The organism is Nonomuraea sp. CA-141351, from assembly GCF_050944675.1.
Lineage (GTDB): Bacteria > Actinomycetota > Actinomycetes > Streptosporangiales > Streptosporangiaceae > Nonomuraea.
Window position 1 is genome coordinate 11463077 of the sequence record NZ_CP191982.1, and the last position, 21595, is coordinate 11484671.

The window sequence follows — 21595 nt, forward strand, 5'->3', positions numbered from 1 at the left end:
CCTCGCGAAACTGAGGCCCAAAAGATCCCTTCCCGCATTCGAACTGATCGTTTCCCGTATAGGCAACCGCATCACGAGCCGTCAGCGGCATCGCGCCCGCCAACCGCGGTCCGTTCCGCATAGCCGTACAGGAAGGTAAAAACGCCTGCGGTGACCATCTTCCGGAGCGCGTTCTCGTTGTGCAGGTCCGCCCGGTCGGTGAGGTTGTCCGCGGAGATGAGCAGCATCAGGTGCCCGGCCGCGCGAGCGGGGTTGTCGATCGCGAGGTCACCGCGCTCGGCGATCCGGCGCAGGCGTTCGGCCAGTTCGCGCCGGGTACGGCCGGGGCCGGTCTCCTGCCAGAGCTTGAGCGCGTCCGGCGGGATGTGCTCAACCTCGGCGTTGATCTGGCGGATGAGCGCGAAGTGCGGGGCCAGGTCGGAGGTCAGCACGCCGAGCCAGGCCAGTCCGAAGTCGATCAGATCGCTCTCGAGATCGATCACCTTGGTCAGATGGCGGTCGATGATGTCGACCATGGTGTCTGCGACCCGCTGCGTGCTCTCCTGCATCACCGCCTGGAACAACTCGGCCTTGTCGGTGAAGTGGTTGTAGATGGTGCGGTTGGACACCCCCGCCTCCACGGCGATCGCGTCCAGCCCGGCGCGCGTGTAGCCGTCGCGGGCGAACAGGGTCAGCGCCCCGGCCATGATCGCCCGGCGCTTGTCCGGCTGGCCGACCGGCTTCTTTCTCTCGGTCACGCTTCCCGAGCCTAGCCGATTACACCGAACCTTGCATTGATTACGCCGTTCTGCGTAATCTCTACACCGATCGGTGCAACACCTTTCCGTTGAGGAGACGTCAATGACCAAGATCGGCATCATTGTCGGCAGCACGCGCCCCGGCCGCCGCGGCCGCGCCGTCGCCGAGTGGGTGGCCGAAGTCGCCGCGCGGGAGCAGCCGGCGGTCGACTTCGAGATCATCGACCTCGCCGACTTCGGCCTGCCGCTGCTGGATGAGCCGCAGCCGCCGGCGTCCGGCCTGTACGGCAAGGCGCACACCATCCGCTGGGCGGAGGCGATCGCCGGCTACGACGGGTTCGTGTTCGTCACCCCGGAGTACAACCGCTCCATCCCCGGTGCGCTGAAGAACGCCCTGGACTTCGTGTACGCCGAGTGGAACAACAAGGCGGCCGGCTTCGTCGGCTACGGCCTGCACGGCGCGACCCGCGCGGTCGAGCACCTCCGGTTGATCCTGGCCGAGCTGAAGGTCGCCACCGTTCGCAGCCAGGTGGCGCTGTCCCTGCACCACGACTTCACCTTCTCCGCCCCCACCGAGCCTGGCGACCTCACTCCCGGCCCGCACCAGCACTCCGCCCTCATCGCCTTGCTGAACGACGTCGTCGCCTGGTCGCGGGCGCTCGAACCGATCCGTGAAGGAGTTTCGGCATGACCTCCTTGATGACAGAGACCACGCTCGACGACCTGGCCGACGCGATCGCCACCGGCGCGATCGTCGCCGGACTCGGCGAGTCCACCAGATTCGCTCACGAGACCTTCGAGGTGCGAGACCAGCTCTTCCGCCGCCTCGTCCGCAGGCACGGCTTCCGTGCACTGGCCGTACAAGACAACGCCTCCGTCGGGACGACCCTCGACGCGTACGTCACCGGGGGCGCGGGCACGGCGCGATCCGCCCTGGCCGGTGCCTGGCGCCCCTGGCGCACCGCCGAAATGGCCGCGGCGCTGGAGTGGATCCGTGCCTTCAACCAGGACCGCCCGGACGACCCGGTCCGGATCTTCGGAGTCAAGCCCGCCCAAGCACAGCCCGCCGACTACGACGCCATCATGGAGCACGTTCGCCGTGCCGCCCCGCACCGGCTGGCCGAGCTGGCCGTCCACCTGGAGCCGATCCGCACCGCCCATGAGATCGACGAGCACGTGCAGCGGGCCAGAGGCCTGCACCCGGGCCGTCCCTTCGCCGAACACGCCCGCAACGCGCTCGCGATAGTCGAGCAACTGCCCGGCGACTTCGTCCTGGAGCGGATGCGCCTCATCGTGGACTTCCACCAGCGCAGCGTCGCCGGACGCGGCAACTATGCCGGCGAAGCCCAGACCTGGGCCGACACGATCGTCAACCACCAGCACCGGAGCGGCCGCCGTGTGGCCTACTGGGACGGCATCGCGCACACCTCGGCGGCTCCCGCGACCCTGGGCCTGGCGCCTCAACGCGGCCCTCAGCCCACGCTCGGCAGTGTGCTGCGCGACCACTACGGCACCCGCTACGTCTCTGTGGCGATCGGCTTCCACCACGGCGACCTCGGTGCCGTCACCGTCCCGGAACCGGCCTCCGACTGGCTCGACGCCCGCCTCGGCGCCACCGACCAGCCCGCCCACTGGCTCGACCTGCGTGACGGCGGATGGGACGGGCCGATGAAAGCCCGCGTCATCAGCGGCGTTTACGACCCTTCCAGGGACGCGGCCGAACACCTCGCCGTCGCCTCCCTGCCCGCCGCGTTCGACGTGCTCGTCCACCTGCGCCAGGTGTCCCCCGTGCACTGGTTGACGGCGTAGAGGTGCGGCGAGGAGCCCGACGTATCGGCAGGCCGGGCCGCCGTCATCCTGACCGGCTCCGGACAGCCGGCACCGGGGCGAGAACGCGGCTCACTGCTGGGCTCGAACGACAAGATCCCGCCTGATCGCGATGATCAGACGGGATCCCGTCAACTTCAGTTCGACCGTCTCATGAACGGCCCCTTGTGGGGTGTTCACGAGTGGATCTGACCAGGCATGAAGAGAATGACCTGAAGATCGCTTCCCAGCCTAGCGATGATCGTTTCCCGGCAGATTACGGCGGAACTGAGCGACCTCGGCCTCCGCCCCCACCGGTGCGTCTGCAGGATCGGCACCTCCAGCGGATCGCGATTCCCTGCGGATCGCGGTTACAGGGCCTTGGTCATGCGCGCGACCAGAAGATGGAGCCAGAACTCGTCCTTGAAACCATCAGCCAGTCACTGCGGAAGAGTTGCATCCCCAGCAGATAGCCCCGTGCTCGCCTGGGCGAACAGTTCATCAAGGCCGCCAGCCGGGCTGCAGGATCTTCCGCAGTCACCGACTCCTACACAGTCAAGATCAGTTAGTCACGAACTGTCGTGCTCAACTGGGGCTGGTGAACTGGTAAAAGGCCGGGCCGTCGAATCGCCAGCCGGGCTCGTTGGCAAGGATCTTGTCCTTGTGCGCCTCGATGGCCAGCCGCCACTTGTTCATCTGAGACAGGCGCCAGACATGCACGTCACCTCCGGCTTCCCTGTTGGCGGGCGCGTAGCCGAGATTGCCGTCGTAGCGGAACTGGCCGGAAGCCACCAGCCGGTCGCGCTCGGCTTCGGTGGTCGAGACGATGTACGAGGCCTTCTTCAGCCATCGCAGCCGATACAGCGGCTTGCCACCGGGAAAAGGCGCGTTGGCGATGTAGTACATCGGCGTTTGCGTGATGCGCCAGCCGTAACTGAGCGCGGTCTGCTTCTCGGCTTCGTTTGCCGTGTAGAAGAAGCCGCCGTCCTTGGTGACGAGCTCGTACACCTTGACACGATGGACAGCGGTCGACGCGGTTTCCGTGCCCGCCGTGGAGGCGTACGTCGGCGCGGCGGACACACCGGCCGAGAGTGCGGCTGCCATCGCCACAGCCAGCCAAAGGACGGCCTTACGGCGCGGCCCGGCGAAGAGGGTCGTCATTCGTGATTGTCCTTTCGAAAGCGGTGCGCACCGTACTGGAAGAGTCGGAGCGGTTGTTGACAGGGACTCCGCCGATGTTTGCGTTCGGCGTCGACACTCCAGCGCGCACCCCGCCTAAGCTCCACCATCAAGCGCGGATCTGACCAGGTCGCGAGGCGGACATTCACCGGACACATGCGGATACTCATCATGGCGACCTCCCTTCGTCGTGGCGTCGTACGCGCGTCATGAGGCGGATGGCTCGCTTGCGGGCGCCGGCAGGCTGACCCGGCCCAGGCGCCCGGCCGCCCTACCCAGCGGCACTTCCCAGCGGCTCGGCGGACTCCGCCACGGCCGCCGCGGGCTCCGGGCGCCGGCCGGCGGCCCGCACCCTGCGGACCACCGCGCCGGTGGCCATGGCGACGGCCACGCCCAGCAGCGCGAGCAGCACGGGAACGATGGTCTCCGTCCAGGGCCACGCGCTGCCGGTGAGCTTGACGTCCATCACCGGGTACTCCAACGTCTTGGCGGCGAACCTCGCGGTCTGCACGTCGTACGTACGGGCGATGTCACGCATCGCCGGGTCGAACGCGAACTCCTCGGTGGTGTGGACGTACTCGGGCCGCAGGCCCCCGGCACCCGCCACCTGGCGCCGGGCGGCGTCCAGGCCGGGCACGAGGAGCCGGTCGAGGCCGTCGGCGGCGGCCGCGAGGGTCGAGCGGGGGACGAAGGTCAGGCCGTGCTTGGAGTGGATCGGGCCATCGCCGACCGCTACGGTTCGCCCGATCATCGACTGCTCGGTGTACGAGTTGAACACGGAGGCGAGCTCCAGTTCGCCGATGCCGTCGGTGAGCCGTACACCGATGGTCGAGGGGCGGGTCTGGTAGGAGGAGTTGAGCGCGGCCACCACGTCCGCCGGTTCCGGGCCGGAGGTGGGGATCCGCGCGGGGGCGCCGGGGGAGTAGTGGCGCCAGTGCACGCTGCGGGCTGCCGCGCGGGCGGTGTCGGTGTCGGTCAGGCGTTCGACGATGCGCAGGGCGCCGTCGATGCCGGACAACACGGCCGCCGTCGTGATCACGTTACCGTCGTCGACGTAGCGCAGGCCGCTCTCCCAGTTGACCTTGGTGAAGTCCGTGCGCAGCCCGGACATCCGTATCCAGTGGGAGGTGGCGGTCCGGCCGTCCAGCAGTCCGCTGCCGGCGAGCGTACGGGCGCCGTTGCAGACGCTGACGGTCAGCGCGCCTGCGGCCGACTGCTGCCGCAGCCAGGCGCTGATGGAGTCGGACTCGGCGGGGGCGGGGGGTTGCAGGGCCGGGATGATCACGGCGTCGAGGGTGTCGCGCCGCTCGCCCAGCAGCCGCCCCAACTCGTCAAAGGTCAGGTCGGGCACGATGTCCAGGCCGCCGGTCAGTGGGATCAGCCGAGAGCCGGGGGAGACGACGTAGGTGTTGAATCGGCCGGTGCTCGCCAGCACCTCGTACGGGCCGAGCATGTCGGCCGCGTTGGTGCCCATGCTGCCGGTCAGGAAGGCCACGGTGGGCTTGGCCGGGTCATGGGTCTTCGCCGCGGGCCGTACCGTGACGGCGTCCGGGCGCGCCCGGTACTGGTCGCCGAACCTGCCGATCGTGCTGACCGCGGAGACCCCGCCCGGGATCAGCAGCGCGACCAGCACGACGGCCGTCGTCCTGACCCATTTCCACCGGATGACGAAGCGGTGGTGGTGGACGTACTCGTCGTGCCGCCTCAGCATGGCCGCCGCCATGAGGACGTACATCGCCACGTGCCCGATCATCATGACCAGGTGACCCTCGAGAACGCCGAGCCAGTACGGGACGAGCAGGATGAGGAAAGGCGCGACCATCGCCCGGCCGACCGTGCGGATCGTGCCGCCCGTGCGTGCCTCGTGAACGGTCATCGCGGGCTCCTCCGGGAACAAAGTGAGATCGGACGCCGGTCAGCGCCCGGCTGACGGGCTGCCCGATTCCTCGTTTCGCCCCGCATGATCGTTCCCCTCCAACGCACGCGAATAAGCGCCACCGAATACTGTTCGATTGGCGGACTTTAGGCAAGGGCAATCACCGGACATTTGGCGGACATTGCTGATGTTGCCGCGTCGGTGAAGGTTTGGCTCATGGCAATCTCGATGGGCGTACTGGGCATCTGACCAGGCGAATCGAAAGAGTGCCTGGCGTGGGTCATTCCCACCATAATGATGTCCGGCATATGACCGTTGACACTCCTATAGCGACGCATCCAAACTCGACAGGTGCGACACTGCTCGCATTGTCCCGCGCGGCTTGTCGGGTGATGCTGCCGCGCGAATCACTACAGTAAACGTGAGTAAGCCCAAAGCAGCGTTTTCACACCTGTGGCCGCGCACCAGCTCGTCGCAGCAATACCCGAGCTCGTGAGTGGCGACCGTGGGTGCCTGCTCAGTTAATACCCCTGGACATCGCGTCTAAAGAACCGGATACCACGCGCACATGAATGAGATCACGACCAATCCCCTCGCCCCATTAGCCCGTCGCCGTGAGAGGACACCGTCCGGGAGACGCCGTCTTCGCAAGACCTTGGCGGCTGCGGCCTCGGTCGTCTTGGCCGGCTCCGCCGCCATCGCCCTCTCATCGCCCGCCGAAGCGGCCACCGTCACCATCCGTGCGGACTACGGGTCCGACGCCGGCAGTTTCGATCCGGCGAAATACCTCAACGCCAATGAAGGAGGTTATCTGACGCACAACAGTCTCAACTGGTTGCCGGAGTCGTATGACAACTTCCGCGATGCCGGGCTGAGAATGGTCACGATCACTCACCTGCTGAACGAGAACTTTTACAACGTCGTTTCAGGCACGGCGCCGAACTTCAGCTACGACTACTCCAAGCTGGACCGGGTCGTGCTGCCCCTGGTGGAGAAGGGACTGACCCCGGTCATGGGGCTGGCCTTCACCCCGCACGTTCTCGGCGGAGCCGACCGTGACTCCGGCTACAGCCCCGCCAAGCCGAACAACAACACGTACTGGCGGGAAATCGTCCGCAACATGGTCCAGCACTACAAGGACCTTGGATATACCGGCTGGCACTGGGAGGTGTGGAACGAACCCAGCTTGAGCCAGTTCTGGGCAGGCTCCCAGGAGGACTACAACCTCATGTACCGGGCGACGGCCGAAGGAGTGAAGGCGGCCGATCCGACCGCGAAGATCGGCGGACCGGCGACACATAGTCCCAACACCGAGTTCCTCGCTTCATTCGTGCGGTACCTCCAGGCCAACCCGACAGTGCCGCTGGACTTCCTGAGCTTCCACGAGTACGGCGGCACCTTCGACATCTCCCACGCCCAGGCGGCTCTGCAGCAGGCGGGCCTGGGCAACAAGCCGATCTTCATCACGGAGTGGAACAGCACCTTCGTCATGAACAACGGCCCCGGGACGGTTACGGACACCAACGCCGGCGCATCTTACGCGGCCCGCCAGATCGCCCGCGCAGTGGCACAACCGGGCCTGTCGAAGATCTTCTTCTTCTCGCCCAAGGAAGGGCTGACGCCCTCCCGGCTCTTCAACGGCGACCTCGGAATGGTCACCGTCGACAACCACAAGAAAGCCGCCTTCAACACATTCAAGCTCTACAACATGATGCAGCCCACCCTTCTCTCGACGACGTCGTCCGGCCCTGGTACCGGCGACGGCGCGGTGGGCGCGATCACTACGAAGAACGCCACCAGCAGAAAGGTCATCGCGCTGGCCTGGAACGACCAGCCGACCGCCACTGACCTCATGCTGAGCGTCATCGGGTTGCCCTATTTCTCGCGCGGCGAGAATGTCAAGGTCACGCAATACGTGATCGACGCCACGCACGCCAACTACTACGGCGACTTCGCCGCCGGTCTGCAAGGCTGGGATGTCGGCCCGAACGAAAACCTCAACCCGGTCGAAAGCCGCGTCATTTCGCCGGCGTGGAGCTTCTCCCCCACGCTGAATCTCCCGGCCAACAGCGTCGTGGCATACGTGCTGGAACCCGCTCCTCCACACGCCGCCGAGGCGGCACAGGCACCGCCGGTGGCGATCCCCTTCGCCTCGCGGAACCTCGCCTTCGGCAAGGCCGTGACGGCGAGTTCGTCTCTTGAACAGTGGACCTGGTCCAAGCGCGCCCTCACCGACGGGCTCAACCACACGTTCACCCGAGCCGATGCGGGAGAAGCGGTCAGCGGCTTCGCCAGTCAGGGTTACCCGGAAGCAGACCACACCGAGTGGGTCCAAGTGGACCTTGGCGACAAGTTCGCCCTCAGCCAGGTGAAGTTGTGGCCCCGCGACGACAAGGATTGCGAAGGCTACGGTTTTCCCGTCGACTTCGCGATCCAGGGCAGCGTGGCTCCGAACGGGCCTTGGACGGATCTCGTCGTCGAGAAGAACTACAATGACGGCAAGCCGCTCCCCAGACCCGCCACGGCTCGATCCTTCGACGTGTCCGGCACCTACCGTCACCTTCGGGTCTACGCGACGAAACTCCAGGTCGGCTGCGCCCCTAGCAATGACACCAACCATTACTTGCAGCTGACCGAGCTGCAGGCGTACAGCGCTGCCGATGTCGCTGCGTCGGCGGCGGTCACGACCGCTGATTCGGCCGGCTCGATGAGTCAGGCGACCTCCGGGGGAGGGTCGGTGAAGGTCGACCTGCGGACCCCGCACACCATCAGCCGAGTCGACCTCTACCCGGAGAAGGACGGCCAGGATTTCCCATCGGACTTTGCTATCCAGGTGGCCTCGGACGCGTCCTGCTCGGCGTGGACGACCGTGACCAGCGAGTCCAACCTCCCGAATCCCGGCGCAAACCGTCGAACTTTCGGGTTCTCGCCCGTTCAAGCGCGCTGCGTCAAAGTCGAGAGCTCTAACCCTGGCCGGTCCAGCCGTGGGCCGTCACGCATCCAGTTCGCCCAGATCAAGGTCTATCACTAGTCGCCGATATCGCCGTCACCACACACGGTCACTGATGCGTGCTCCACATGGTCGTTTGCCCGCAGCCAGGAGGGCTGGTGCCAGGTGGGGCATCAGGCGGGCTCCGGTCGAGGAAGCCTGGGCCGGAGCGCGAAAGCGCGTGTTCGCGAGTACGAGCCGGCCCTTGTCCGGTGTGCCATCCGGCCGGGCGGGTAGCCGGGGAAGATCGAGCACCAAAGGAGGGCAACACAATGGCACTGTCAGGCGATGAATCCCGGGTATGGCTGATCACGGGTGCGTCGTCGGGACTCGGACTGGCGCTGGCCGAAGCGGTCCTTGACCACGGCGGGCAGGTGGTCGCTACCGCCCGCGATCCCCAGCGGCTCGACGATCTCACCGGCCGCTACCCCGGCCAGGCCATCGCGACCCGCCTGGATGTGACGGATCCAGATGAGGCAAGCGCGGCCGTAGGCGATGGGCTGGCTGCGTTCGGCCGTCTCGACGTCGTGGTCAACAACGCTGGCTACGGGTTGTTCGGTGCTCTGGAGGAGCTACCCGAAGAGGAGCTTCGCTGTGAGTTCGAGACCAACGTCTTCGGTGCGCTGAACGTGACCCGCGCCGTCCTGCCCCAGCTGCGCCGGCAGCGCAGCGGCCACATCGTGCAGATCTCCTCGCTGGAAGGCATCGCGCCCATAGCGGCAGGCGAGACCGCCTACGCAGGCACCAAGTTCGCCGTGGAAGGCCTCGCCGAAGGGCTGGCGAAAGAGGTCGCGCACCTCGGAATCAAGGTCACCATCGTGGAACCGGGCCCGCTTCGCACCGACTTCGCCGCAGGCGCGATCGCCCGGACACCTCGCAGCGGCGATTACGCCGACAGCGTCGGCAAGGCCCTGGAGTGGTTTGAAGGGCTGTCGGGGCGCCAGCCCAACGACCCGTTCCGGGTCGCGGCCGCCATCATCGAGGCGGTTGCCTCTCCAGAACCTCCACTACGCCTGGCCCTGGGCACAGAGGCGGTCCAGGCGATCCGCGAAAAGCTCGACAGTCAGCGGCAGGCCCTGGATGCATGGGAACACCTCAGCGCCTCGACGGCTGTGAGATGACGGTTCGCACGTTGATGTCCTTTTCGTCGTAGGGATTGCGTTCGGTACTTGACACGTCGGTGTCGTTGGACGGGTACATCGCGGGTCCGAACGACAAACGGGGCAACCCGGGCGGCGACGGCTTCATGCGTCTCCACGAATCGGACCGCACGCCGGACGGGGAGATCCGTCAGCCCCGGCCGGGCGGACTGACGCTCGGCGAGATGGCGCCGGCCGGTGCGATCCTCGTGGGACGACGTACCGCAGAGCAGGTCGATCGCTGGGGCGTTGATCGCCACGGTCCGATCGTGCAGTCGAGCAGTGCCGCGTAGATGCGCAGCAGCTCAGAGGATGGATCGACGCCCAGGTCTTCGGCGAGGCGGCGCCTGAGCCGCCCATACATGGCCGGCGCCTCGGCCTGCCTCCCGCAGCGGTCCAGCGTGAGAAGCAGGCGCCCCCACAGCGGCTCCCGCAGCGGATTGCCGGCCGCCAGCTCACGCACCTCGGCGGCTATCTCGTCGTGGCGGCCCTCGGCCAGGCCCAGGTCGATTCATCGCTCCAGGGCCTGGACACGCCGCTCCTCCAGGTTTGAGCCCTTGCACGCCCGTAGTGCGGCGGATTTGACTCCGTCGAAGGGCGTGCCTCGCCACAGCGCGAGCGCCTCCTCCATGATCTTCCGCTGCGCGTCGGTGTCCCGCTCTTGCGCCGCCTCTGCCAGCAGCCGGCGAAAGCGCAGCGCGTCCACATGGTCGGGCTCCACCTCCAGCCGGTAGCCCTCCGGCGTCGTCCCGCCAGACCTCCAGCGGCCCCAGGAGCGCCACGCTGAGACGGCTGCTCATGAACGGGGGTCCGTGGCGGCCGTTCTCGGAGTGACATGAGCATGCCGGGGCGACATCGCATCTGGACGACTGTTCCGACTCGCTTCCATGCCCCTTGACTTTTCACCTGAGGGGCGCGCCGGGCCAGGTCGTCAGCCGGACATTCTGCGGACATCGGCCTGGGTTCCGCCCGGGCGCGGTGCGCGAATTCGGAGTCAGCGGAACACTCGCCGGCAGCATGATCCTCCGAGCGGCACAATGTCCGGAAAATGTCCGTCTGGCGTCCTGGATCATGCCGCTTCGGAGACCCACACTGAGCTCGGCCTAGATGCGAGGACTATCCGTAGCAGCCGTGCCTCAGATGTCGCCCCGCCACCGCGTCAGGGCAGGAAGGCGCAGATCAGCGCGGCACGTACGGCGATCCACCCAATGAACGGTACGCGGGCCGCCCCATGCTGCCTGCCCGATCTCTTGGAGGTAAAGTGTGGCGACGTCTGAGTGCCCTGGTGGTGGTATTGACCACCGCGCTCTCCGGGTTATCGACAACCCCGACAGCGGATGCGTCCGCCGCGTCGGCGGCGGCTTCCGTTGAATCAGACCCCCTGGGCTCGGCGCCCTGGGCGCTCGGGGAGGCGAAACGGTCCGGCAAACGGGTGGCGGTGACGTCGGAGCAGGCCGAGCGCCAGGACGTGTACGCCAACCCGGACGGCTCCTTCACAGCCGACCTGTGGACCGACCCGGTCCGGGTCAAGCGGGGCACGGGCTGGGTGGCGGTGGACACGACGCTGCGGCGGCGCGCCGACGGCGGCATCGAACCCGGCGCGACCACGAGCCCCGTCGTCTTCTCCGGAGGCGGGGACCAGCCCCTGGTACGCCTCCAGCAGGGCAATGCCTGGATCGAGCTCCGCTGGCCGGCACCCTTGCCGCAACCGATGCTGAGCCGCGACAGTGCGACCTACCCCGAGGTCATGCCCGGCGTCGATCTGCGGATGACCGCGACCGCGCAAGGCTTCCGGGAAGTGCTGGTGGTCAAGAACAAGGCCGCGGCAACCGATCCCAGGCTCGCGGAGCTGAGCTTCGGCGTGGCCGCCGAGGGAGTGAAGCTGCGCGACGACGGGCACGGCAACATCGGCGCCTACGACGAGAAGGGGAAGCTCGTCTTCGCCTCCGGTGCACCGATGGCCTGGGACTCGACGCCGTCGGCCGCGAAGAGCGCGGTGGGGGAACTCGAACTGGGCAAGGACACGCTGACCCTGCGACCCGATCAGAAACTGCCGGCCGATCCCGCGGCGACGTTCCCGTTGTACATCGATCCGGACTTCTCCACGGGCTCGGCGTTCGTCATGGTGCTGTCCGGCCATCCGACTGTGGCCTACCCGGGCGGTGATGACCAGCACGTGGCCAAGGTCGGGTATTGCGACTGGTTGGGGTGCGACGGTATCGGGGTCGCGCGTTCGTATTTCCAGTACGACGCGTCGTTCGTGGTCGGCAGGCACATTCTCCACGCGGAGTTCAACGCGTTCGAGAACCATGCCCCCTCGTGCGCGTCTCAGCCGGTCGAAGCATGGGGGACGAACCCCATCAGCAACGGAACGACGTGGAACAGCCAGCCCTTCCCCGGCGGAAGCCCGGTGAGCCTGGGGATGCAGAACGTCGCCCACGGTTACAACTCCACTTGCCCGGGCGCCTGGGTCGGATTCGACGCGACCGGCGCGGTCAACAAGGCAGTGGCGTCCAGCAACGGCCTCACCGCGATCATGCTGAAGGCGGCCAACGAGGGCGAGCGACTCGCCTGGAAGAAGTTCGACACCAACCCCGGCCTGTCCATCACCTACAACAGCTACCCCAACGCGCCGACCGGCCAGACGGTGGAGAACAAGGCCTGCGGCGTGCAGCCGAACGAGCCCTACGTCAACCCCTACATCGACAACGACCCCAATCTGGGGCCGCGTGGGCCGAAGCTGTCGGCGGTCGTCTCCGACCCCGATGGCGGCCTGGTGTCCGCCGAGTTCGAGTGGTATGTGAGGTCCGGCGCCCGGCTCGGAGCCGCCACCATGGGGGCCAAGGCATCCGGCTCCACCTTCACCGTCGACGTGCCGTCGGCGAACGCCGCCGACGGGGCCAAGCTGGCCTATCGCGTACGCGGAACCGACGGTGTCGACGCCGGGCCGTGGGGGCCGTGGTGCGATGTCACCATCGACAGAACGGGCCCGGCCAAGGCGCCGCAGGTCAGCTCCGTCACCTACCCCGAGTGCCCGCCGCCGGACTACGACCCCTGCCCGACAGGCGGGGCAGTGGGCTACACGGGCGGATTCACCCTCGGCGCCAATGGCGTCGGGGATGTGGCGGGGTTCGAGTACTACCTGTACGGGCGCGAGGGTGTCTCCAACGCCGCCGCCAACTCGGCCGGCAGCGCCAACGCCCTGGTCACACCGCCCGATGACGGCCCCATGGACCTGTACGCCCGCAGCATCGACCGCGCGGGCAACCCGGGTGCGCAATACCGCTACCACTTCTGGGTCGGTCCCGGCTCGCCGCCGAAGGGGCAGTGGAAGCTCGAGGGGTTCACCGAGACGAAGGTCGTCGACGATTCGCCCTACGGGCACAACGCAACCATCGTCACCGGCCCGACGGGCCCGGCGCGCTGGCAGATCGGCCGGCACGGTGACGCGCTCTGGCTGGACGGCAGCGCCGGGTACGCCGGCACCGCGGGCGGCCCCACCGTGCCGACGGACAAGACGTTCACCGTCGCGGCCTGGGTGAAGCTGGATCGGCTGGAGACCACCTGGCGGACCGCGGTCAGCCAGGACGGCAACCAGATCAGCGGATTCTTCCTGCAGTACAACCCGAACACCAAGAAGTTCAACTTCATGATGCCGGCGGCCGACGCCAACGACGCCCCACGGCACATTGCCGAATCTGCGACGCCAGCGGTCGCGGGACGGTGGACCCATCTCGTCGGCATGTACGACGCCGCCGCCGGGCAGATCAAGATCTACGTCGATGGTGTGGCCGGCACGCCCGCCGCCCACACCACGCCGTGGAAGGCGGCCGGTTCGGTGCAGCTGGGCCGGGCCCGGTACAACGCCGCCCCGGCCGACTACTGGCCGGGCTCGCTGGACGAGGTCCGCATCTACAGTCGCGCCCTGTCGATCCAGGAGATCCACGACCTGGCCGGCGCGCCCGCGAGCGAGGAGCTGTTCCTGCCGCTCGACGAGGGGACGGGCACGACGGCGCAGGAGGTGTCCGGCAACTACCGGCTCGGCACGCTCGGCAGCGCCGGATCCTGGACCACGGGCAAGGTGGGCACCGGCGCGGTGCGCCTCAACGGCGGCACCTCGACTCTGTCGACGGCCGGCCCCGCGCTGCGAACCGACGTGAGCTTCACCGTGAGCGCCTGGGTCAGGTTGGATACCGCCGACGCCCAAACGCGTACGATCCTCAGCCAGGACAGCGGCCAGGTCAGCGGCTTCCAACTGCGTTACCGGGGCGACACCCGCACGTGGTCGTTCGCGCTGCCGCAATCCGAGAGCGACGCCACGCAGCAGACGCTCAGCGTCGACTCGCCCACGACCGCGCAAGCCGGGGAGTGGACGCACCTGGCCGGCGTCTACGACGCGGCGGCCGGTCGGATCCGGCTCTACGTGGACAGCGCATTGGTGGCCGAGAAGGAGGCCACGGCCACGGTGAACGCCACCGGCGCCTTCCAGATCGGGCGAGGCAGGCAGAACGGCGCTCCGGCGACGCCGTTCGCCGGAGTCATCGACGACGTGCACGCGTGGACCGGCGTGCGCACCACCGACCAGATACAGGCGGAATACCGGGACAAGCCGCTCACCAGGCAGACCAACCTGTACGGGGGACAGCTCGGCCGCTTCGCCAACCTCAACGGCCGGCACATCGTGACCACCGGGCAGGTGCCGCCAGGATCGCACTTCGAAGGCTCCCTCGGCCTGCCGGCCCCGGAGGACGCACCGAACACCCTGCCGGTGTACTCCTGCCGCAACGGCACGACCGACTACTTCCTCGCCTACGACTGCGGCTCCTACGCCAACCTGGGCAGCGTCGGACGCTTCTACACCACGCCCCCGTCAGGAGTGCCGACGCTCCAGATCTACCGGTGCCAGGTCCCCAACGTCGAACACTTCGCCTCCACCGACCCCGACTGCGAGAACAAGGTGACGGAGGGCTCGCTCGGCTACACCCGCGCCTACGCCCACCTGATCAGGCACGTGACCACCGGATACCCCTACGATCACGCCAGCGCCATCGGCCGGATCGAGGCGAACTACCGCCCGGAGGGCAACGTGGGGACCCTGTCGATGGTCCCGCTGCCCGGCACCACAGCCTTGATGAGCTGCCGCAATGACGACGACAACGACGTCTTCACCTCCACCGACCCAGCCTGCGAGGACAAGACGGTCGTACGCAGGCTCGGCTACATCTGGACCAGCCCCCCGCAGGACGTGCCCGGAGCGCCGGACGCGATCAGCGGCGAGCTGTTCCGCTGCCGGGCGCGCGGGGGCGACCTGTTCGACTCGCGCGACCGCAACTGTGAGGGCCAGGAGTACGACCACTCACTCGGCTTCCTCGTAACCGGACTCTGATCAGGGAAGGGGATTCACTCTCATGCGCCGTAACCGATGGCGCCTGTGGCCGACCGCGGCCCTTGGATGCTTATTCATCATGCTGCTGGCGAGCACCCCGGCCGGGGCCACGCCGGCCATGGTCGTGGACGCCGTGAACGCGCAGGCGCCCGTGAAGCCGAGCGCCCCCGAGGAGGTCGAGCCGGTGCCCGGCGAGGACTTCGAGCCTCCCGCCGCCCGGCCCGACCCCGAGGCGACGCCCGCCCGCAAGCGTGCGCCCAAGGCGGACTGGCCCGCCGCGGGCGCCGCGGAGATCGCCCTGCCCGCCGCCTCGGCCGGCCGCTCCGCGGCGGCGGCCGAAGTACGGGCCGGCTCGCTGCCCGTCTGGGTGGCCGCTGCCAGACAGCCGGGCCCGGAGCGGGTGAAGGTCGAGGTGCTGGATCGGACGGCCACCGAACGTGCGGCGGTGGCCGGGATCCTGCTGTCAGTACGGCGCGCCGATGGCAAGGCCCAACCCGCCCCGGTGACGATCACCGTGGAGTATTCGGCCTTCCAGGACGCGTACGGCGGTGACTGGGCCTCTCGCCTGCGGTTGGTGCCTGTCGCAGGCGACCGGACACCGGTCACCGCCGTACGCAACGACTTCAAGGCGGCCACCGTGTCCGCCGAGGTGTCGGTCGGCGCCACCGCCGGCACCTTGGCGCTGGCGGCGGCGGCCGACGGGCCGAAGGGTGACTACAAGGCCACCTCGCTGGCGCCGTCCAGCACGTGGCAGGTCTCCGCCCAGACCGGGGACTTCGCCTGGCAGTACCCGATGCGCATGCCGCCCGTGCCCGGGGAGCTCGGCCCGAGCCTGGCGCTCTCGTACTCCTCGGCCGCGGTGGACGGGCGCACCGTGGCCACCAACAACCAGCCGTCCTGGGTGGGCGAGGGCTGGAACCTGTCGCCCGGGTTCATCGAACGCTCCTACAAGGGGTGCATGGAAGACCTAGGCGGGAACAACGGCCAGACCAAGACCGGCGACCTGTGCTGGGAGACCGACAACGCCACCCTGTCCTTCGGTGAGCAGTCCGGCCGGATGGTCAACCAGGGCGGCGTGTGGCGGCCGAAGGGCGACGACGGCACCCGGGTCGAGCACCTGTTCCGCAGCGGCCAGGACATCAACGGCGACGACGACGGCGAGTACTGGAAGGTCACCAGGAGTGACGGCACGCAGTACTTCTTCGGCCTGAACCGGCTGCCCGGCTGGACGGCGGGACGCGCCACCACCCAGTCGGCCTGGACGGTCCCTGTCTACGGCAACGACGCAGGCGAGCCGTGCAACAAGGCCACCTTCGCCGCCTCGGCTTGCATACAGGCCTACCGCTGGAACCTCGACTACGTCGTCGACGCGCACGGCAACTCGATGAGCTACTTCTACGACCAGGAGACCAACCGCTACGCCCAGAACCTGGGCGCGACCACGGCGACCTACGTCCGCGGCGGCACGCTGGCCCGCATCGAGTACGGCACCCGCGCCGGCGCCGAATACTCAGGTCCGGCACCCGCCCGCGTCGTATTCGACCGGGCCGACCGCTGCGCGCCGGGACAGAACTGCGCCACCCACAACCTCACCAGTTGGCCGGACGTCCCGTGGGACACCGACTGCGCCTCGACGTGCGGGGACAAGTACTCGCCCACGTTCTGGTCCACCAAGCGCCTGGCGAAGGTCACCACCCAGCTCTCCACCGGCGGCGGGAACTATCGCGGCGTCGACGCGTGGGACTTCGACCACACCTACCCGGCGGCCGGCGACGGCACCACGGACAAGGCGTTGTGGCTGAACGGCATCACCCACACCGGCCTGGCCGGCGCCACCCCGATCACCGAGCCGGCCGTGACGTTCGACGCCACGATGCTGCCCAACCGGGTCAACTCCGCGGCCGACGGGCTGCCGGCGTTGAACAAGCCCCGCCTCACCACGATCACCACGGAATCCGGCGGAGCGATCAACGTCACGTACGCGCCGCCGGACTGCGCCCCTGGCGCCCTGCCGACGGCGGAGAGCAACACCAAGCGCTGTTTCCCGCAGCGGTGGGCGATGCCGCCCGCCACCGAGCCGGTCAACGACTGGTTCCACAAGTACGCGGTGGCCAAGGTGGTCCAGGACGACCTGGTGACCGACGCCAAGGACATGGTGACCACGTACGAGTACGACGCTGTCAAGGGTGGCGCCTGGGCCTACGTCGACGACCCACTGATCGACGAGAAGAAGCGGACCTGGTCCGACTGGCGCGGGTACGAGAAGGTCCTGGTCCGCGAGGGCGACCCGGCCAACGACGAGAACAAGCCCGAGACCAAGACCCAATACCTGTACTTCCGCGGCATGCACGGCGACCGGCTCAACCCCGCCGGAGGCACCAAGACCGCCGACATCATCGACTCCACCGGCACGAAACTGGCCGACGTCGAGCCGCTGGCCGGCTTCGTACGCGAACAGATCACCTACGACGGCGCCACCGCGCTCACCACGGAGCTCAACGACCCGTGGACCCGCCTGACCGCCACCCAGGGCAGCTTGAAGTCCTACCAGGTCGAGGTCGCGCAGACCGAGTCCCGGGAGCGGCGTACCGACGGGACCTACCGGGTCACCCGGGTGGCGACGACCTACGACGAGTACGGCAACGAGACCCAGGTCAACGACTTCGGCGACATCGCCTCCGCCGACGACGACCAGTGCACCACCACCACGTACGTGCACAACACGGCTCAAATGCTGGCCGAGTTCCCGAGCACGACCAAGACCGTCGGCGTGGCCTGCGGCGTGACCCCGGCCTACCCCGACGACGCCATCACCGACACCCGGCTGTCCTACGACGGCCAGCAGTTCGACGCCCCGCCGATCCACGGGGACGTGACGAAGAAGGAGGCCGCCAAGGCGTACACCGGCAGCACGGCCACCTACATGGTCAGCGAGACCTCGGCATACGACGACTACGGCCGGGTCCGGGAGTCCCGGGACGCGCTCAGCAAGCTCACGACCACGGCGTACACCGACACCAACGGCCTGACCACCGCGACCACGGTGACCAACCCGCTCGGCCACGTCGTGACCACGACCCTGGACCCCGCCTGGGGCATCCCGGTCGAGGAACAGGACGCAGACAACCGCAAGACCTCGACCACCTATGACGCCCTCGGTCGCCTGGTGAAGGTGTACAAGCCGGGCCGCAGCGAGGCGGCGGGCGACAGCCCGCACCTGCGCTACGACTACGGCGTGCGCCGCAGCGGCGGCCCCAACTGGGTGAGCACCAGCACGCTGCGGGCCAACGGCAACCACGTCGTGACGTACACGCTCTACGACGGCTTCCTGAGGCCCCGGCAGACGCAGGCGCCCAGCCCCACGGGCGGGCGGATGGTGACCGACACCATGTACGACTCGCGCGGGCTCGTCAGCGTGACCCGGCAGCCGTACCACGCCGACGACGCGCCCGGGACGGCGCTGTTCGTGCTCGCCTCCGGCAGCGCGACGGCCTCCACCGTCACCAAGTATGACGGCGTGGAACGCAAGATCGCGGAGATCTTCCTCATGCCCGGTCCGGACGGCGTCCTGACCGAGAAGTGGCGCACCACCACGTCCTACAGCGCCGACCTCGTCAGCGAGATCCCTCCGCAGGGCGGGACCGTGACCACCAAGTGGATCGACGCCCGCGACCGCGTCACCGCGCTGGCGCAGTACCGCGGCCGCACCCTCACCAGCCCGTCGGACGTCACCCGCTACGGCTACACCAAGTCCGGCCATCTGAACAAGATCACCGACCCGGCCGGCAACGTGTGGCGCTACACCTACGACGTGCTCGGCAGGAAGACCAAGGCCGACGACCCGGACAAGGGCGCGGCGACGATGACGTACGACGACGCCGGCCGGCTGCTGACCAGCACCGACGCACGCGGCAAGACCATCGCGTCGGTGTACGACGATCTCGGCCGCCAGGTCGAGACACACCTGGACACGGAGACCGGCCCCCTGCTGACGAAGACCGTCTACGACACGCTGGCCAAGGGGGCCCTGACCTCCGCCACCCGCTACGTCAACGGGAACGCCTACGTCAAGGAAGTCACCGGCTACGACGAGGCCGGACGCCCGGAAGGCTCCTCGGTCACCATCCCCGAGGTGGAACAGCAGCTCGCCGGAACCTACACCACGACCCAGACGTACGCCGCCGACGACAGTCTCGCCAGTGAGACCCTGCCCAGGTTGGGCACCCTCGCACAGGAGACCATCACCTACGATTACACCTCCCTCGGCCAACTCGACACGGCCAAGGGTGCCCAGACCTACGTCGCCCAGACCACGTACACCGCCCTCGGCGAGACCGCCCAGCTCGAGCTCGGCACCAACGACAAACGGCTGTGGCGCACCACCTACTACGAGGACGGCACCCGCAGGGTCAGCGAGACGCTCACCGAACGCGAACAGTCCGGCGGCGTCATGGTGAACGACCTCACCTACGGCTATGACCCGGCCGGCAACGTCACCCGCATCACCGACCGCACCGCCGGATCAGCCAGGGACACCCAGTGCTTCGCCACCGACTACCTGCGCCGCATCACCGCCGCCTGGACCCAGAACACCGACACTTGCAGCACCACGCCGTCGGCGTCCGTCATCGGCGGCCCGGCCCCCTACTGGCAGGAGTACACCTACGACGTGATCGGCAACCGCCGCACCATGACGGTCAAGGGCGTGGGCACCCCCGACGTCACGACCACCTACTCCTACCCGAACCCCGGAGACGGCGTCGTCAGGCCCCATGCGGTGACCGCCACCACCACAGGCTCGGCCACCGCCGCCTACGGCTACGACGTGGCCGGCAACACCACCGCCCGCCCAGGACCCGCCGGCGCTCAGACGCTGACCTGGGATGACGAAGGCCTGCTCACCTCGATCACCGCAGGCGGCAAGACCACCTCGTACGTCTACGACGCCAATGGTGAGCAGCTCATCCGCCGCGACCCCGGCTCGGTGACCCTGTTCGTCGGCAGGGGCGAGCTCCGCCTCAACACCGCGACAGGCTCCACCACCGGCACCCGGTACTACGAGGGGCTCGGCACCCGTACGAGTGACGGCTTCACCTGGACGCTCACCGACCACCACGGCACCTCGCAGGTCGCCGTCAACGCCACCAGCCTGGCAGTCACCACCCGCCGATTCGACCCGTTCGGCAACCCGCGCGGCGCCGCCCCCGCATGGCCGGCCGGCAACCGCGGCTTCGTCGGCGGCGCGGTCAACCCGGACACCGGTCTGACCCGGCTGGGGGCCCGTGAATACGATCCGGCGATGGGAAGGTTCATCTCGGTCGACCCGATCATCGACCCGCTCGACCCGCAGCAGATGAACGCCTACGCCTACAGCAACAACAGCCCCGCCACCATGAGCGACCCCGACGGGGAGATGTACGTGGAAGGCGACTATGGCCGCAAGACGGTTCGCCCCCCGCACAAGCCCACGCCGTCGAGGCCCAAGGCGAAGCCGCACAGGCCGAGGATAATAAAGGCGCTGCGGAATCTGAGCACGAAGAAGCGGATTTATAACGCGCTCAGGAGGGCGTCCAAGGTCAACCGACCGGCGCCGCGACCGACGTCGATCGCGCACATGAAGGACTTCGGAGGCCACTGTGAGGGAGGCTGGGAATACTGTATGAACCTCGGGCCGAATGGGGATCAAAGGCAAAGCCGAGCGAAGCAGCACGATTGGAATGGCGCGGGCGGTCCAATCGGACATGTGGGTGGCGCGCCCACAGGAACCGTCACCGTGGTCACCGACGATGGGTACAGGAAGAAAGTCACCACAGTCGTCGAGGGGATGGTCGTCAAGGAAAGCACGTATCTCAAACTTCCAGAATTCGCAGACTGGAGGCTCGAATCGGAAGCCGACCACATAAACCACACCATGTACAACCGGGGCGGTGTCCAGACCCGCGTCGGTGGCTGGGCCGGCAACCTCGTCAGCCGCATGATGACCACCCCCATGGACCATGAGTACTGGAAAACCACCCTTGGATGCGCTTCGGCGGCCATACCAGGCGCTATCGGCATCGGCCTCGCACCGGAGACCGGTGGAGGGTCTCTCGTCCTCGCCGGCGCCATTGTCGGCGGAACGTTCTCAATGGGCGCTTGCTTCCCCTAGCGATATGTAATCCCGGCTCCGGGAGGCGATACGAGTGACCAGTTGACAGCCCTTGGTCGATCATTCTTCCTGTCGAAGGAAGAAGACCATATGACCAAGGGCTGTCTTCGTGTCACGTGTGCATGCATGGTCGCTGCCCGGGGTGATGTGCCGTGCCCGGCCTATGACGCGGCTGACACCCGCCAAGGGTCGGAGGCGGGCGCCGTGATGCTCGTCGGGCGTGACGTACCCGATACCCCTCATGCAGCCGCATCTCGTTGGAGAACGTGCGAATCGCGTCCAGCCCGCCGGGTCAGGGGTGGCCGGCAGGGGCCGCGGTACTCCATGAGCCACTG

At 67.9% G+C, this 21595-nt stretch carries 9 protein-coding genes and 1 pseudogene; 6 read left to right on the forward strand and 4 right to left on the reverse strand.

Annotation, left to right across the window (positions count from 1 at the left end):
- Positions 1-71: 71 nt before the first annotated feature.
- A complete protein-coding gene (locus ACQPWU_RS53975) occupies positions 72-737 on the reverse strand; it encodes a TetR/AcrR family transcriptional regulator (protein ID WP_433434841.1) in 666 nt (221 codons plus the stop codon).
- Between the two features lie 103 nt (positions 738-840).
- On the opposite strand from ACQPWU_RS53975, the gene ACQPWU_RS53980 reads away from it, so the two are divergent.
- Together ACQPWU_RS53980 and ACQPWU_RS53985 are read left to right on the forward strand one after the other, a co-directional pair.
- Positions 841-1428 carry an NADPH-dependent FMN reductase gene (locus ACQPWU_RS53980; protein ID WP_433434843.1) on the forward strand — a complete coding sequence of 196 codons (588 nt, stop codon included), beginning with the start codon at positions 841-843 and terminating at the stop codon, positions 1426-1428.
- On the forward strand, positions 1425-2546 hold the full coding sequence (locus ACQPWU_RS53985) for an erythromycin esterase family protein (RefSeq protein ID WP_433434845.1): 1122 nt from the start codon (positions 1425-1427) through the stop codon (positions 2544-2546). The genes ACQPWU_RS53980 and ACQPWU_RS53985 overlap by 4 nt, the downstream gene beginning before the upstream one ends.
- A 582-nt stretch (positions 2547-3128) precedes the next feature.
- Here the strand turns inward: ACQPWU_RS53985 and ACQPWU_RS53990 are convergent.
- Both ACQPWU_RS53990 and ACQPWU_RS53995 read right to left on the reverse strand, forming a co-directional pair.
- A complete protein-coding gene (locus ACQPWU_RS53990; protein WP_433434847.1) occupies positions 3129-3704 on the reverse strand; it encodes a hypothetical protein in 576 nt (191 codons plus the stop codon).
- Positions 3705-3993: 289 nt separating this feature from the next.
- Complete coding sequence (locus tag ACQPWU_RS53995; RefSeq protein WP_433434849.1) at positions 3994-5598, reverse strand: DJ-1/PfpI family protein; 1605 nt, start codon at positions 5596-5598, stop codon at positions 3994-3996.
- Positions 5599-6166: 568 nt separating this feature from the next.
- Here ACQPWU_RS53995 and ACQPWU_RS54000 point away from each other — a divergent pair.
- The gene (locus tag ACQPWU_RS54000) at positions 6167-8629 is read left to right on the forward strand and encodes a GH39 family glycosyl hydrolase (RefSeq protein ID WP_433434851.1); all 2463 of its coding nucleotides are present in this window, start codon (positions 6167-6169) and stop codon (positions 8627-8629) included.
- A 230-nt stretch (positions 8630-8859) separates the two neighbouring features.
- Positions 8860-9708: an oxidoreductase gene (locus tag ACQPWU_RS54005; protein ID WP_433434853.1), complete on the forward strand. Its 849-nt coding sequence runs from the start codon at positions 8860-8862 to the stop codon at positions 9706-9708.
- A gap of 169 nt (positions 9709-9877) precedes the next feature.
- Here ACQPWU_RS54005 and ACQPWU_RS54010 read toward each other — a convergent pair.
- Positions 9878-10447: pseudogene (locus ACQPWU_RS54010) on the reverse strand (AfsR/SARP family transcriptional regulator).
- A 717-nt stretch (positions 10448-11164) separates the two neighbouring features.
- On the opposite strand from ACQPWU_RS54010, the gene ACQPWU_RS54015 reads away from it, so the two are divergent.
- Positions 11165-15112 (forward strand): LamG-like jellyroll fold domain-containing protein, encoded by a 3948-nt coding sequence (locus ACQPWU_RS54015; RefSeq protein ID WP_433434855.1) that lies wholly within the window; start codon positions 11165-11167, stop codon positions 15110-15112.
- Positions 15113-15191: 79 nt separating this feature from the next.
- The gene (locus ACQPWU_RS54020; RefSeq protein WP_433434857.1) at positions 15192-21260 is read left to right on the forward strand and encodes an RHS repeat-associated core domain-containing protein; all 6069 of its coding nucleotides are present in this window, start codon (positions 15192-15194) and stop codon (positions 21258-21260) included.
- The last annotated feature ends 335 nt before the right edge of the window (positions 21261-21595 follow it).

What these genes read in the sequence shown, in the direction of transcription:
- ACQPWU_RS53980 (WP_433434843.1), top strand. Translation starts at nt 841, where the DNA reads ATGACCAAGATCGGCATCATTGTCGGCAGCACGCGCCCCGGCCGCCGC.
- ACQPWU_RS53985 (WP_433434845.1), top strand. Translation starts at nt 1,425, where the DNA reads ATGACCTCCTTGATGACAGAGACCACGCTCGACGACCTGGCCGACGCG.
- ACQPWU_RS53990 (WP_433434847.1), bottom strand. Translation starts at nt 3,704, where the DNA reads ATGACGACCCTCTTCGCCGGGCCGCGCCGTAAGGCCGTCCTTTGGCTG.
- ACQPWU_RS53995 (WP_433434849.1), bottom strand. Translation starts at nt 5,598, where the DNA reads ATGACCGTTCACGAGGCACGCACGGGCGGCACGATCCGCACGGTCGGC.
- ACQPWU_RS54000 (WP_433434851.1), top strand. Translation starts at nt 6,167, where the DNA reads ATGAATGAGATCACGACCAATCCCCTCGCCCCATTAGCCCGTCGCCGT.
- ACQPWU_RS54005 (WP_433434853.1), top strand. Translation starts at nt 8,860, where the DNA reads ATGGCACTGTCAGGCGATGAATCCCGGGTATGGCTGATCACGGGTGCG.
- ACQPWU_RS54020 (WP_433434857.1), top strand. Translation starts at nt 15,192, where the DNA reads ATGCTGCTGGCGAGCACCCCGGCCGGGGCCACGCCGGCCATGGTCGTG.